The 14,043-nt window shown below is 41.9% G+C and carries 11 protein-coding genes; 9 read left to right on the top strand and 2 right to left on the bottom strand.

What is annotated here, in order from left to right:
• Nucleotides 1-69: 69 nt before the first annotated feature.
• From Q4488_RS17320 to Q4488_RS17350, 7 genes are all read left to right on the top strand, one after another.
• Nucleotides 70-1,164 carry a glycosyltransferase gene (locus Q4488_RS17320; protein WP_303581741.1) on the top strand — a complete coding sequence of 365 codons (1,095 nt, stop codon included), beginning with the start codon at nucleotides 70-72 and terminating at the stop codon, nucleotides 1,162-1,164.
• Nucleotides 1,161-1,841 (top strand): DapH/DapD/GlmU-related protein, encoded by a 681-nt coding sequence (locus tag Q4488_RS17325; RefSeq protein WP_303581742.1) that lies wholly within the window; start codon nucleotides 1,161-1,163, stop codon nucleotides 1,839-1,841. The genes Q4488_RS17320 and Q4488_RS17325 overlap by 4 nt, the downstream gene beginning before the upstream one ends.
• Nucleotide 1,842: 1 nt before the next feature.
• Nucleotides 1,843-3,075: a hypothetical protein gene (locus Q4488_RS17330; RefSeq protein WP_303581743.1), complete on the top strand. Its 1,233-nt coding sequence runs from the start codon at nucleotides 1,843-1,845 to the stop codon at nucleotides 3,073-3,075.
• Between the two features lie 2 nt (nucleotides 3,076-3,077).
• Nucleotides 3,078-4,007, top strand: a complete 930-nt coding sequence (locus Q4488_RS17335; RefSeq protein WP_303581744.1) for a glycosyltransferase family 2 protein — start codon at nucleotides 3,078-3,080, stop codon at nucleotides 4,005-4,007.
• 17 nt (nucleotides 4,008-4,024) lie between these two features.
• Nucleotides 4,025-5,098 (top strand): acyltransferase family protein, encoded by a 1,074-nt coding sequence (locus Q4488_RS17340; protein ID WP_303581745.1) that lies wholly within the window; start codon nucleotides 4,025-4,027, stop codon nucleotides 5,096-5,098.
• A gap of 50 nt (nucleotides 5,099-5,148) precedes the next feature.
• Complete coding sequence (locus Q4488_RS17345; RefSeq protein WP_303581746.1) at nucleotides 5,149-6,105, top strand: NAD(P)-dependent oxidoreductase; 957 nt, start codon at nucleotides 5,149-5,151, stop codon at nucleotides 6,103-6,105.
• Nucleotides 6,106-6,239: 134 nt separating this feature from the next.
• Nucleotides 6,240-6,602 carry a helix-turn-helix domain-containing protein gene (locus tag Q4488_RS17350; protein WP_303581747.1) on the top strand — a complete coding sequence of 121 codons (363 nt, stop codon included), beginning with the start codon at nucleotides 6,240-6,242 and terminating at the stop codon, nucleotides 6,600-6,602.
• Nucleotides 6,603-7,299: 697 nt separating this feature from the next.
• Here Q4488_RS17350 and cysN read toward each other — a convergent pair.
• Both cysN and cysD read right to left on the bottom strand, forming a co-directional pair.
• Nucleotides 7,300-9,201, bottom strand: a complete 1,902-nt coding sequence (gene cysN, locus Q4488_RS17355) for a sulfate adenylyltransferase subunit CysN (protein ID WP_303581748.1) — start codon at nucleotides 9,199-9,201, stop codon at nucleotides 7,300-7,302.
• The gene (cysD, locus tag Q4488_RS18850; RefSeq protein WP_368411591.1) at nucleotides 9,201-11,003 is read right to left on the bottom strand and encodes a sulfate adenylyltransferase subunit CysD; all 1,803 of its coding nucleotides are present in this window, start codon (nucleotides 11,001-11,003) and stop codon (nucleotides 9,201-9,203) included. Before cysD ends, cysN begins: the two co-directional genes overlap by 1 nt.
• A gap of 164 nt (nucleotides 11,004-11,167) precedes the next feature.
• Between cysD and Q4488_RS17365 the strand changes: the two genes are divergently transcribed.
• Together Q4488_RS17365 and cysQ are read left to right on the top strand one after the other, a co-directional pair.
• Entirely contained in the window at nucleotides 11,168-12,934 is a 1,767-nt protein-coding gene (locus Q4488_RS17365; protein ID WP_303581749.1) for an SLC13 family permease, read from the top strand.
• A 75-nt stretch (nucleotides 12,935-13,009) separates the two neighbouring features.
• Nucleotides 13,010-13,789, top strand: coding sequence for a 3'(2'),5'-bisphosphate nucleotidase CysQ (gene cysQ, locus Q4488_RS17370; RefSeq protein WP_303581750.1), 780 nt, complete (start codon nucleotides 13,010-13,012; stop codon nucleotides 13,787-13,789).
• The last annotated feature ends 254 nt before the right edge of the window (nucleotides 13,790-14,043 follow it).

A 14,043-nucleotide genomic window follows, 5' to 3' on the forward strand; every position in this document is an offset into this window, starting at 1 on the left:
AAATATAAATAAACACCCATCAAACCATCTTGAAAATTGACTTAAGAGTTTTAATTACGAGAAATCATTATGACAAAAATTGCTTTTTTAATGCGTTATGACTTTGAAGAGAAAGGTGGTGGTGATGTTGTCCAAGTAAAAAGCTATATCCCTTATCTACAGTCTAAAGGGTTTACATGTGCACTAGTTGATGAACTAAATAGTGAAAATATTAATGAGTTTGATATCTTTATATTGGTCAATATTGATCGGCCCGTAGAAACTGTAAATTACTTTGATTTTATAATTAAAAATGCACCTACAAAAAAAATGTTTATAATCCCAATCCATCACCCCATTGACGCAATTAATAGATTTGAAAAGCAAAAAAGTATGCTATTTAAAGTTTTGACACTGCTAAGGCCTGACTTTTATTCCCGTGAAAAAATAAAAAATTTCATTAGGGGGGGTAAATACCTCAAGATGATGCCCATTGCGTTTAAGCATATATTTGTAAAATATCGTAAAAAAATCAGTGAAATATTAAATAGAGTGGATGGTGTAATTTACATTTCAAATGGAGAGCGTAAGTCAGTAGAAGTAGACTTTGATTTTGTGTCATCAAAATACTGTATTGCGTATAACGCAGTTTCAATTTCTAATAATATAGAAATTAACAAAGACGATAGACCATTTGATGTTGCCATTGTTGGACGTGTAGAACCCAGAAAAAACCAGCTTAAATCAGCCGTTGCATTATCAAAAACAAATCTAAAAGTAATTTTTATTGGACCCTTAAACTCAAATGATGATAAATACGGAATAGAGTTCAAAAAAATTGTTGGCAAGTCTAAGAAACTCGAGTATTTGGGAAATATGGAACATTCTAAAGTTCTAGAATATCTAACTCAGAGTAAAATTCTACTTAATGCTTCATATTTTGAAGTAAATCCTTTAGTAGATCTAGAAGCAGCTCTCTGTGGTTGCGGTGTTGTCACAACAAAATTTTCATATTCAAAGGAGTCTTTACCCAATGTAATAGAAGTAGATCCTTGGGATGATGAATCAATCAAATCTGGTGTAATAAAAGCGCTCAAAATCCCAGATATAACTATCAAAGATAGTTATATTAATTCTTCTTGGGATGATTCTGCTGAACAAATTTATAAGTTGATAAAAGAATGAGTATCGAAATTATCAAAAAGTTGAAAAATAAACTTAAAGGTAATCAGTTTGGTTTTTTTCCAACAATAAAAAGGTTATTACAAAAAGGAGGTAAAACCTTTATAAGAGGTCTTTTTTTTAAACTATTATCACAAGCAACAACTGGTTTTCCACTCTTTTTGGGGAAAGGAACATTAATTCACAATACCTTATTTCTCAAAACTGGTAGCGGTGTTTATATTGGGGATTATTCTTATATAGATTGCTTATCTAAAGGTGGAATTATTCTTGGAAACAATGTCACTATAAGAGAGTTTGCATGGTGCCAACTAACGAGTAACTTAGCAAATCCAGGCGAGCTGATTGATATTGGAGACAACACATATATTGGGCCAAGAGTTATTTTGGGTGCAGCAGCGCCTTTAATAATTGGAAAAAACTGTCAAATTGGAAGTGGTGTCAACTTCATTGCTGAAAACCACGAATTTTCATCTGAGAAAGATATATTTCAACAAGGTGTGACCAGAAAGGGTATAAAAGTTCAAGATGATTGCTGGATTGGAAACAATGTGGTTGTTATAGACGGCGTAACAATTGGCGAGGGTTCAGTCATTGGAGCTGGGGCGATAGTAACTAAAGACATTCCAAAGTATTCAGTTGCCGTTGGAAATCCTGCTAAAGTAATAAAAAGAAGATAATATGAAAAACTATTTTTCACTTGTATTTATCTACTGTTTATTCTCATTTAAGATTAATCTGGTAGGAGAGTTTAGGCTTGATGATGTGTTAGCCTTTTCATTAATAATTATTTTTCTTTCGGCGAATAATAAAAATTTATTCTTTGATAAACCAGTCATTCTGATGCTTGCCTTTATAGCTTTGAGTCTGTTTTCATCACTTTATAATTCATTGGTTGAACATATTAACTTTATAAGAGGTTTTTTGTTTTCGATAAGGCACTTTGAATATTTAATTTTTATTGTTTTAGGTTTTTTTCTCGCGTCATGGGGTTGTAACTTTACCAAAATATTAAAAGTATACGTTATTTATGCGCTTGGATTAATAATGCTGCAAAAACTTGGTGTTATTGCACCGGTATCAGGTTTCTCTGCATCAAGAGCAATTGCTAACACAGGCGGACCATGGGAGCTGGCTGCTATTGCAGCTTTTTTATTGCTATATTTTCATGAGAAAAAATTATGGTTATATTTTGGGCTTTCATTTCTAATTCTCTTTTTAACGGAATCTAGAGTAACGCTTGCTGCAGTATTAGTAGTCTTTTTATTCAAATTTATAAGAAAAGACTTCATTAAAAGTGTATTTGTCGCAACTTTTGCCTCATTTTTTGTGGTTATTTTACTGCTTTTTGTCTCTGCAATTAATGCTAATGTAAATAGTAAAGGTTTATCAAATATAGTAATTTTTGAAAGAGTTTCTGATGCTTTTTCTAGTGAAACCTTCAATTCAATTGTCTTAACGTTAAATGCGATAACAGTAGTTGAAACTCAAGAAGAATATTGGGAATTAGGTTACGGAGATGGTCTAAAAGAAATACTCAAAAATGATGGTGATCTTAGTACTGTCATTAGATTCGCAAGATGGGTGGTATTGGTTCCAACAACATTAAATGGTTTTGATTCGACTCTAATTGGTTTAGGTCCTTCATTCGCAGGTAAAGCAGTTGACGGTAACTATATAAGATTGTTTATAGAAACGGGGTTGATAGGCTTATTTATATATCTATCTTTTGTTTTTGCTTTTATAAAAAAGACAAGACTTAATTATTTAAGTAATTATATGATTGTTATTGCACTAACAGCAACCTTTATAGATATATTTACAACTTATAAAGCATTGATGGTGTTATGGGTTTTTTATGGAAAGTTTATTTATGACACATTACAAAATAGAAATCAGTTTAAGAGAATATAATCATGAATTTTTCCATCGTTATTCCAACATATAATGCCCAGAAATTTCTACCGCCTCTATTAAAAATACTCTCTGATGATAGGCTCAAAGATAAAGTTTTTTTTATCGACTCTACTTCCAGTGATGGTACCGTTGAAACTCTGGCTGAAGCTGGCTTTAAAAATATAACCATCATTGATTCTGCAGTTTTTGATCATGGTGGAACAAGATCACTTGCAAAGGATTTAACAGACCGAGAAATAGTAGTATTTCTTACTCAGGATGCACTACCAACAAGTGCTGATGACATTATTACGTTAGTTAACGTATTTGAAAACAATAAAATTTCTGCAGCCTATGGTAAACAAATTCCCTACGACTCGACCTCACTTTTCGGTACTCATTTAAGGTATTTTAATTACACAGATACCCCTTATATACGTTGTATTGATGATATAGCTAAGTTCGGAATAAAAACTGCTTTCATGTCTAACTCTTTTGCTGCTTATAGAAGAAGTGCAATGGAGGGTATTAATTGGTTTGAAGAAAATCTTCTCTTTGGTGAAGACGCACATGCAACTGCAAGGCTTCTTAAAAAAGGGGATTGTGTAGCATATGAACCTTCCGCAAAGGTCTATCATTCTCACAGTTATACACTGTTAGAAGATTTTAAAAGATATTTTGATGTGGGAGTATTTCACCAAATGGAGTCTTGGCTTATTGATGAATTTGGCAAACCAAAAGGTGAAGGTATGAAATATATAAAATCAGAATTCAATTTCATACTAAAACAAAGAAAGCTCTATTTAATACCAGAGTTTTTTGTACGAAACGGCTTAAAGTTTTTAGCCTATAAACTAGGGAATAATCATCACAAGCTCCCAAAGAATATCGTTCTAATGTTTTCCATGCATAAGAGATGGTGGCTTAAAAATAATGTCATTTCTAAATGATTACTAGGAAGAGTAAAATGCAGCTTAGTAAATCTCCGTCAGATAGAATAGAACTGTTAAGGTTCCCGTTAATCATAAGTATTGTCTTTATTCATTCCTACGATTTTCAAATAAACTTTTCAGGAGGTTCATCTGTAGAATACTCACCTAGTCAGTGGGTAATTTACTTCATGGATGCTATATCTCAGGGATTTGCCAGGGTAGCTGTTCCTATCTTCTTTTTGCTGTCTGGCTTTTTGTTTTTTTTAAAATTTAGTGCTACGTTTTTTTGTTATAAACAAAAGTTAATTTCACGATTTCACAGCTTAGTTTTTCCATTCCTGTTTTGGAATATTTTGGTTTTGGCTATCTTTGCAATTGCTCAAAACATTTCATATACACAAAGCTATTTCTCAGGGAGAATGCTTATAAGTGATTTTTCTACTTTTGATTTAATTAATGCCATTATTGGATTGAATCAAGAACCAATTGCTTATCAATTTTGGTTTATTAGAGACTTTATAGCAGTTGTCTTACTAACGCCAGCTATATACTTTTTATTAAAAACTTTTCCATTTATTACGTTGTTGATTTTAAAGTCAATTTGGTTTTTTAATTTATGGAGTATTTATATACCGTCAATAGATTCACTGCTTTTCTTTTATATAGGAGCTTTTTTTGCTCATAAAAAGATTGATCTCTTCTTTAGTGATATTTGGGGAAGATTCTGTTTTTCTGTATTTCTTATCTTGGTTGTTTTAGATACCTTATCAAAGGGCTTGTCTTACAATCCAGAAATTCATAAGTTAGCATTAATTTTTGGAATTTTGGGTACCTTATTCATCACTAAATTTTTCTTAGATAATAAATATTTAAAGGACACTTTAATTTACTTAGGAACAACCAGTTTCTTTGTATTTGCAACGCATGAGCCCCTGCTCATAACTTTAAAAAAACTTACATTTAAGTTACTCCCTCCAGCTTCAGACTTTGAATTGCTAGGCATCTTTCTATTACTGCCAATAATTACTATTTTAATTTGTTTGGCAGCTTATGCATTGTTAAATAAAATTATCCCAAGCTTACTTTTAAGAATGTCAGGTGGGCGATAATTAAAGATTTATAGATGTTAATTTTTAAAAAAACTTAAAAGGAATATTAAATGGGCTCTGTACTGATTTTTGGTGGTTCTGGTTTTATTGGAACCCACTATTCAAAAAAGCTAATATCTGAAGGTTATAAAATCTACATTGTCGATTTAAAAGAGCCTCGCTTTAAAGATAAAAACCTGTTTTATATTAACTGTGATGTGCGCGACCTTTCGTCTCTAAAGTTAGAATGTAAAATTAATAGAATATACAATTTTGCAGCTATCCATACTACACCTGGTCATCCTACACATGAGTACTATGAAACAAATATTGCGGGCGCAAATGAAGTATGTAGCTTCGCTGAAAAAAATAAAATTAACGAGATTATATTCACAAGCTCTATTTCTGTTTATGGTCCCGATGAAGAACAAAAAGATGAATATTCAACATTGTCCCCCAATTCAGCCTATGGTTATTCAAAAATGCTTGCCGAGAATATTCACAAAGCATGGAATAATCGAAATCAAAACTCTTTATTAACAATTATTAGACCAGCAGTAGTGTTCGGACCAGGGGAGGGAGGGAATTTTACTAGGCTTGCAAATTTAATGCAGAAAGGTGTCTTTATTTATCCTGGGCGTAAAGACACGATAAAGTCTTGTATTTATGTTGATGATCTTATCTATTTAATTGAAAAAGCAAGGAATACTGAAAGCGAATATGAGTTATTGAATGGTTGTTATCCTGAGCGTTATACACTGGAAGATATTATACTGGCTTTTAAGTTGAATCATTACCCAGATGTAATGTTATTTTCATCACCAAAGTTTTTTGTTTTGTTTGCTGCCAAAGTATTCAAAATATTCAACTTCTTAAATATTGGAGTCCATCCAGATAGAGTTATGAAACTTATTAAATCAACTAATATTTATCCAACTTGGCTTGTGAAGCATGAAATTGAGTTGCCTGGTGATTTGAAAGGTGCGCTTAAAAAGTGGGCAGAGAATACAAACGGTAGATTTAATTAATCAAAACCAGGTAACTGTATCGTTAGAGAATCGGGGATTCATATAATAAGTGCGAAACTTTTTGGTAACGGTGGAGAGGTGGTCAACTGCTGACCTTGGTACGCTTCTTCTCGCCAAAGACAAAGTGTATCACTATGACATATCAACAGTTGACCGAAGGGAAACGATACCAGATATCGATTCTTCTTGCGCAGGGTTATCGGCCTGCTTTCATCGCTAAAACAATCAATGTACATGGTTCAACCGTTTATCGAGAACTCGACCGAAACGGCTCAAAGGATGGTTACCATCCTGAACCGGCTCAGCAGAAATCTCAAGAGCGAAGGACTTTGGCATCTAAATACAAAATTCCGGCGTTAACGGTTGAGTATGTTGAATTTGGGTTATCACTTCACTGGAGTCCAGAGCAGATTAGCGGTGTTGGGCATTTAATTGATATGCCGATCAGCCACGAGTGGATCTACCGTTACATCGGTGCGAATAATCACTGCCGATAATGGTTCGGAATTTGTAGAGCATAAGGCAATAGCTGATGCGCTCAATATAGATTTTTTCTTCGCTGACCCTTACTCATCGTGGCATAGAGGTCCATTTGTAGGAGGTTGTACCTTACGCTGATGGTGTGGTTATGGTGGTTAATCGCGACGAGGTACCCAAAGGGCATGCTAGCGTCGCTCGCTACAATGATATGATATGACGTTTGTTTGTGGGTTTATCGCGGCGGCGGGGCGATGTTTTGTGGGAGGCGTGCCCTCACACCGATGGTTCGCCTTTTGCCGATATTGGTTTATCGGCACGAGGTACCCAAAGGGCATGCTAGCGTGCCTCGCTACAATGATACGATGCGATATGATGTTTATGGGGCGATCGTGACGGGTGTGGTTTTTTGTAGGAGGCGTGCCCTCACGCCGATGGTGTGGTTAAGGTGGTTAATCGCGACGAGGTACCCAAAGGGCATGCTAGCGTGCCTCGCTACAATGATACGATATGACGTTTGTTTGTGGGTTTATCGGCACGAGGGCGTGCCTCGCTACAATGGTTTAATTTGTGGGTTTATCGCGGCGGCGGGGTGATGTTTTGTAGGAGGCGTGCCTTCACGCCGATGGTGTGGTTATGGTGGTTAATCGCGACGAGGGCGTCGCTCGCTACAAAGGTGGGATTTTTGTAGGAGGCGCGCCCTCGCGGCGATAAGAATTAAATCATTGCTTTCTGTTTTAGCAATTCGATGACTTTGTCAGCTGCTTCTTCTGGTGTCATTTCTAACGTTTTCAGATTAAGGTCTGGCTGCTCTGGGGCTTCATAAGGGGAGTCGATGCCGGTGAAGTTTTTCAGTTCTCCGCGGCGAGCTTTCTTATAAAGACCTTTCACATCACGATCTTCGGCGACTTCTAGTGGGGTGTTGACGTAGATCTCGATAAACTCACCTTCGTCTAGCATATCTCTCGCCATCTTTCTTTCTGCTTGGAAAGGTGAGATGAAGGAAGTCAGCACGATCAGCCCAGCATCGACCATCAGTTTGGCTACTTCGGCTATGCGGCGGATATTTTCCACTCGATCTTGATCGGTAAAGCCAAGATCATTATTGAGACCATGACGAACATTATCACCGTCGAGTAGATAGGTGTGATGCCCTGACGCCAGTAGTTTCTGTTCAACCAGATCAGCAATCGTCGATTTACCCGAACCTGACAAACCCGTCAGCCAGATAACACAAGGCTTCTGTGACTTCAGTGTCGAGCGTACCGCTTTATTCACTTCGGTATGCTGTACGGTGATATTGGTACTGCGACGTAGGGCGAAGTTGATTAAACCGGCACCCACGGTGTTGTTGGTCATGCGGTCGATTAAGATAAAGCTGCCGGTATCTCGGTTAGCCTTATAAGAGTCAAAGGCGATGTCCTGATCGAGGCTGATATTACACTCGCCGATACCATTGAGGTCTAGTTTCTTTGCCGCTAGGTGTTCCATCGTATTGACGTTAACTTGATGCTTAATGTCGGTGATGGAGGCGGTCACGGTTTTTGTACCAATCTGCATCAGATAGGTGCGGCCCGGCATGAGAGGTTCTTCATGCATCCAAATAATAGTGGTTTCGAACTGTTTACCAATAGAGGCGGGCTCTGACGCTGAGGTGATCATGTCTCCACGGGAGATATCGATCTCGTCGTTGAGGGTGAGTGTAACCGATTGGCCGGCCACCGCTTGTGGCAAGTCACCATCGTAGGTGGAGATCGTTGCGATGGTGCTCTCTTTACCTGAAGGCAGGGCACGTATGCGATCACCGGGTTTTACAACACCGCTGGCGAGTTGACCGGCAAAACCACGGAAATCTAGGTTAGGGCGGTTAACCCATTGTACCGCCATACGGAACGGTGCTTTCTGCATCAGTTCATCATCAACCTGCACGGTTTCCAGATAACCCATTAGGGTGGTGCCGTGATACCAGGTCATGTTGTTGCTAGGTTCGGTGATGTTATCGCCGGCTAAGGCCGACATCGGAATGAAGGTGATGTTTTCAATACCGATCTGTTTAGCAAACTCGAGATAATCTTCACGAATTTGGTTGTAGGTTTTCTCAGAGTAATCGACGAGGTCCATCTTATTGATGGCTACCACGATATGTGGAATGCCGATTAAAGAGGCGAGATAGCTATGGCGGCGAGTCTGAGTCAAGATGCCACGGCGAGCATCGACCATCAGAATAGCGACATCGGCGGTGGATGCGCCGGTTACCATGTTGCGGGTGTATTGCTCATGCCCGGGAGTGTCGGCGACGATAAACTTACGCTTATCGGTAGAGAAAAAACGGTAAGCGACATCGATGGTGATGCCCTGTTCCCGCTCGGCGGCTAGGCCATCGACGAGTAAGGCAAAATCGATGTTATCGCCCTGAGTACCAAATTTTTTCGATTCCGCTTCAACCGCAGCCAGTTGATCTTCAAATAATAGTTTTGATTCGAACAGTAGGCGGCCAATCAGGGTGCTTTTGCCATCATCAACGCTGCCACAGGTGATAAAGCGCAGCAGACTTTTTTGTTCGTGGTCTTTTAGGTATTGAACGATATCATCGGATATCATCTCGGATGAGTGTGCCATTAGAAGTAACCCTCCTGCTTTTTCTTCTCCATGGATGCGGCGCTGTCGTGATCGATCATACGCCCCTGACGTTCAGATGTTTTGGTCAGCAGCATCTCTTGGATGATCGCTGGCAAGGTATCGGCTTCAGATTCGACGGCGCCGGTGAGCGGATAGCAGCCGAGGGTTCTGAAACGTACGCTCTTCATCATCGGTACTTCATTTGGTTGCAACGGCATGCGCTCGTCGTCAACCATTATCAGCGTCCCATCTCGTTCGACCACGGGCCGTTCAGCCGAGAGGTAGAGGGGCACAATCGGGATCTGTTCTAAATAGATATATTGCCAGATATCCAGCTCGGTCCAGTTAGATAGGGGAAATACTCGAATCGATTCGCCTGGGCGTTTGTTGGCGTTGTAGTTTTTCCATAACTCAGGGCGCTGGTTTTTCGGGTCCCAGCGGTGATCGGCAGTACGGAAAGAGAAAATACGCTCTTTGGCGCGAGATTTCTCTTCATCGCGACGTGCGCCACCAAAGGCAACATCAAATTTGAATTTATTCAACGCCTGCTTCAGGCCTTCAGTTTTCATGATATCGGTATGCAGTGCCGATCCATGGGTGAAGGGGTTGATACCTTTTTCGATGCCTTCGGGGTTCATATAGGTGATCAACTCAACGCCGAGGTTTTTGACTAACTCATCGCGAAAGGTATACATTTCGCGAAACTTCCAGCCGGTATCAACATGCAACAGCGGGAATGGCGGTTTGGATGGGTGGAATGCTTTCATCGCTAGATGCAGCATCACGGCACTATCCTTGCCGATGGAATAAAGCATAACCGGATTATCGGCTTTGGAAACGACCTCACGCATGATTTGAATGCTTTCCGCTTCCAGTCTCTGTAGATGTGTTAATGCCATCGTGTTCCTCACATATGACTGAGTCGATTGTTGTTCAGCGGCTGAAGGCAACGGTGCCAACGGCGTGCTGGATTTTGATGTTGCATAGGTTAAAAGAGTAATTTGTGTTTGATTGGCTAGCCATTGTTGAATATCTGTAAATCTGTCTAGCGATACACTATGGAATGACAAGAGTAGATTCGAGGTTAGTTGATTGCTGAGCCGTTCGAGAAAATGAATAATATCTTGGCTATCGGGTTGGTTACGTGTCATTAGCCAGTATCGCTTGCCCCTGAAATCTTGAGCATAGATAAAATAGCCATCCAGCCCTGCTGTCTTTTGTGCCGCCGTCAGCGAGAGTTGGCCTATTCCTCCTTTGATGACTTTCAGCTTTAAGCTGTTGGCTTGTTGTGGCTTTGTGATACCTAGGTGCTTGGTATGAGTGGCTGCGTCGGCATTGTCACTAAGCGGGTGATAGGTCGATAGCTGTTCGGGGTGGTGTTGTGCCAACCATGACGGCGGGGTTAGTTTTGGCCCCGTTGAGGCGGCAGTGATACCCCAAGCATTAAGGTAACGGTTGATGGTTTTTAATGAGGGGGGCTGCTGGTGGTGATTGAACCATGCTTGCACCGCCTGGTTGTGCCATAAGCCGTTATTGTCCGGTAGGTTAGCGAGCATAAAGGTAAGGCATTCGTCGGGCGAGCCGAGGCCGGATGGCGCCACTGTTTTTGGACGCCCTCGCTTACCGGTGTTAACGGCCTCCCATCCGCCTTCTATAAAACATTTATAGGCTGAAATAATCGTGGGGTGCGATAGGCCGGTTTGTTGCTTTATCGAGGCAAGCGTTTCTCCACTTAGACGCAGCTGTACTGCTTCTTTTCTGAGCTTATTCAGCGCTGTGGGGGCGAGCTTCTTGCCATTCATGTTGCATATTCCTTATAAGAATTGAGATCATACAAAATTGACGCTATGCTGACAAACATTCATTGTTAAACATAATATGTCTCAATTGTATCGATGATTCAGCATTGGCTCCTTTGGTGTTAATGAGATCGGACTAAATCAGGGCAGGAATCAAGACGTCGAATATGGAATTTTCAGCTGGATTAACGCTTTTACTGCTTGCGTCGGTACTGCTCTTATTGATTTTTAGCCGTATCGCGGCCGATATGGTGTTAATGGCGGCACTGGGGTTATTAATTCTTGCCAAGGTGCTCACCCCCGCGGAAGCGTTGGTTGGTTTCTCAAACCCCGGAGTGATGACCATCGCGGCCTTTTATGTGATTGCGGCGGGCTTGAAAGAAACGGGCGCGGTTGGTTGGGTGGGTCAACTCTTGTTAGGCTTACCTAACAGCGAAAAGCAATCGTTGCTGCGAGTGATTCTACCGACCGCCGTGTTAAGCGCGTTTATGAATAATACCGCGGTGGTGGCGATGTTTATTCCTGCCGTACAAGATTGGGCGCGGCGGATCAAAATTCCGGTATCTAAGCTGTTATTACCCTTGAGCTATGCGGCGATTCTAGGCGGTACCTGCACCCTCATTGGCACTAGCACCAACCTCGTGGTGGATGGCTTATTACAAGCGGAGACGGGTGTTGCGCTGGGGATGTTTGATTTAGCCTGGGTAGGTGTGCCGGTATTATTGATCGCCGGAGGCTTAATTATTTTATTAGCGCCATTATTATTACCCGCCCGTAAAGGTGTGGTTGAACAGTTGGAAAGTGCCCGCGAGTATGTGGTTGAGCTAGTGGTGAGCCCTAGCGGCCCCGTTGTGGGAAAAACCGTTGCTCAAGCGGGGTTAAGACAACTGACTTACGGTTACCTGGTGGATATTAAACGCCGAGGAGCTTTGTTGACAGCCGTGGCTCCCGATAGTGTGCTGGAAGCAGACGATGTGTTGGTGTTTATCGGTGCCCCTGAAAGTGCCCATGAATTACGTGGTGTACGCGGCCTGATGCCGCAGGATGATGGCTTTGAAAAACTCAATATAGCGGTGCAAGAGCGGTGTCTGGTGGAGGCGGTGGTTGGCCCAGATTTCTTTGGCTTGGGGCAGACGATTCGCGAATCTCGTTTTAGAGGCCGCTACCGCGCGGCTATTTTATCGGTGTGTCGTCAGGGGCAGCGCTTAGATGGCAAAATAGGCGATGTACGTTTACAGGTGGGTGATACCCTGTTGATGGAAGCTAGCGATGATTTTGTTAGTCAGTACCGATCACGGAGAGACTTTCTCTTAGTGAGTGCCTTGAATGAGTCAACGCCGCCTGATTTTGCTAAAGCTCCATTGGCGATTGGCACATTGTTAATGATGGTGTTGGTCAGCGCACTAGGGCTGTTATCTATTTTAGAAGCCGCTATCTTAGCGGCAGGGGTGATGTTAGCGACGCGTTGTGTGTCGGTTTCGCGGGCGCGGCGTAATGTGGATCTATCGGTGTTAATTGTTATCGCCGCTTCCTTCGCCTTGGGGGCGGCGATGGTGAAAACCGGTAATGCTCGTATGATTGCCGAGTGGGTGTTATTTCATGATGGCATTAGCCCTTGGCAAGCACTGATCGTGATGTATTTGATGACGGTGTTGTTTACCGAATTGATTACTAATAATGCGGCGGCGGTATTGATGTTTCCGGTGGCGATGGCATTAGCCGATCAACTCGGTGTCAGTTATATGCCATTTGTTATTGCGGTAATGTTTGCCGCCTCCGCCAGCTTTATTACGCCGCTGGGCTATCAGACTAATTTGATGGTCTATGGCCCGGGCGGTTATCGTTTTAGCGACTATGCGCGTTTGGGGATACCCTTAAGTCTCACCACGGCGGTGGTGTCTTTACTGTTGATTCCACAAATCTGGCCGTTTTAATAGAGGGTTGGCTTACAAACGCCGATGCTCAGACAATTATTTGATTACCTAACTATTTTGAAAGAGAAGGATGCCATGTTTAACAATCAGGATATTATTACCCTCGCTAAACAAGCCGGTGCGGCGATTATGGAAATCTATCAACGGGATTTTGAAATTGTCGAGAAGAGTGATGCCAGCCCGTTGACCGAAGCCGATTTAGCCTCGCATCACTGTATTGTTGCGGGCTTGCAACAACTCACGCCGGAGATACCGGTGCTATCTGAAGAATCGAGTGCCGAAGAGCATCAGGATCGGCTGTCATGGCAGACCTATTGGTTGATCGATCCATTAGACGGCACTAAAGAGTTTATTAAGAAAAATGGCGAGTTTACTGTCAATATTGCCCTGATCGATCAGGGTAAAGCCGTGTTTGGGGTGGTTTATGCCCCTGCACTAGAGGTGACTTATTGGGGCGATGCCGAAGGCGCGTTTAAAGAGTCGGCAGGACAGGTAACGCCGATCCATGTGTCGGCGATTCCCTCTGATGCGGATGTTTGGCGTGTGGTTGGCAGTCGTTCACATCAAACTGACGAATTTAAAGCCTTTGTTAACGATTTGCCGAAAACCGAAGTGGTATCGATGGGCAGTTCTTTAAAGCTTTGCTTAGTGGCCGAAGGCGCTGCCGATTTATATCCGCGTTTAGGCTTAACCAGCGAATGGGATACCGCCGCGGCTCACGCCGTTGTCAACGCAGCAGGCGGCCTCGTGTTGCAATACCCAGAATTAACCCCGCTGCTATACAACACCCGCCCCGAGACTTTGTTGAACCCCTTCTTTATTGTTTGTGCCGATCGATCTGATAAGTGGTCTTAAATGAAATAAGCGGCGTGGCGATGTTTTGTAGGCGTGCCCTCACGCCGATGGTTTTGGTTTGTGGTTTTATCGCGACGGCGTGGTTTTTTTGTAGGAGGCGTGCCCTCACGCCGATGGTTTTGGTTTGTGGGTTTATCGGCACGAGGGCGATGTTTTGTAGGAGGCGTGCCCTCACGTCGATGGTGTGGTTATGGCGGTTAATCGCGACGAGGGCGTCGCTCGCTACAACGATGTTGTGGTTTTATCGGCACGGG

It is taken from the genome of Amphritea sp. 1_MG-2023 (assembly GCF_030547545.1).
In the GTDB taxonomy this organism is placed as follows: domain Bacteria; phylum Pseudomonadota; class Gammaproteobacteria; order Pseudomonadales; family Balneatricaceae; genus Amphritea.

Bases quoted from the DNA above. Each gene is read 5' to 3' on its own strand.
- Q4488_RS17340 (WP_303581745.1), top strand. From the start codon at position 4,025: ATGCAGCTTAGTAAATCTCCGTCAGATAGAATAGAACTGTTAAGGTTC.
- Q4488_RS17365 (WP_303581749.1), top strand. From the start codon at position 11,168: ATGGAATTTTCAGCTGGATTAACGCTTTTACTGCTTGCGTCGGTACTG.
- Q4488_RS17330 (WP_303581743.1), top strand. From the start codon at position 1,843: ATGAAAAACTATTTTTCACTTGTATTTATCTACTGTTTATTCTCATTT.
- Q4488_RS17345 (WP_303581746.1), top strand. From the start codon at position 5,149: ATGGGCTCTGTACTGATTTTTGGTGGTTCTGGTTTTATTGGAACCCAC.
- cysN (WP_303581748.1), bottom strand. From the start codon at position 9,201: ATGGCACACTCATCCGAGATGATATCCGATGATATCGTTCAATACCTA.
- Q4488_RS17350 (WP_303581747.1), top strand. From the start codon at position 6,240: ATGACATATCAACAGTTGACCGAAGGGAAACGATACCAGATATCGATT.
- Q4488_RS17335 (WP_303581744.1), top strand. From the start codon at position 3,078: ATGAATTTTTCCATCGTTATTCCAACATATAATGCCCAGAAATTTCTA.
- cysQ (WP_303581750.1), top strand. From the start codon at position 13,010: ATGTTTAACAATCAGGATATTATTACCCTCGCTAAACAAGCCGGTGCG.
- Q4488_RS17325 (WP_303581742.1), top strand. From the start codon at position 1,161: ATGAGTATCGAAATTATCAAAAAGTTGAAAAATAAACTTAAAGGTAAT.
- Q4488_RS17320 (WP_303581741.1), top strand. From the start codon at position 70: ATGACAAAAATTGCTTTTTTAATGCGTTATGACTTTGAAGAGAAAGGT.
- cysD (WP_368411591.1), bottom strand. From the start codon at position 11,003: ATGAATGGCAAGAAGCTCGCCCCCACAGCGCTGAATAAGCTCAGAAAA.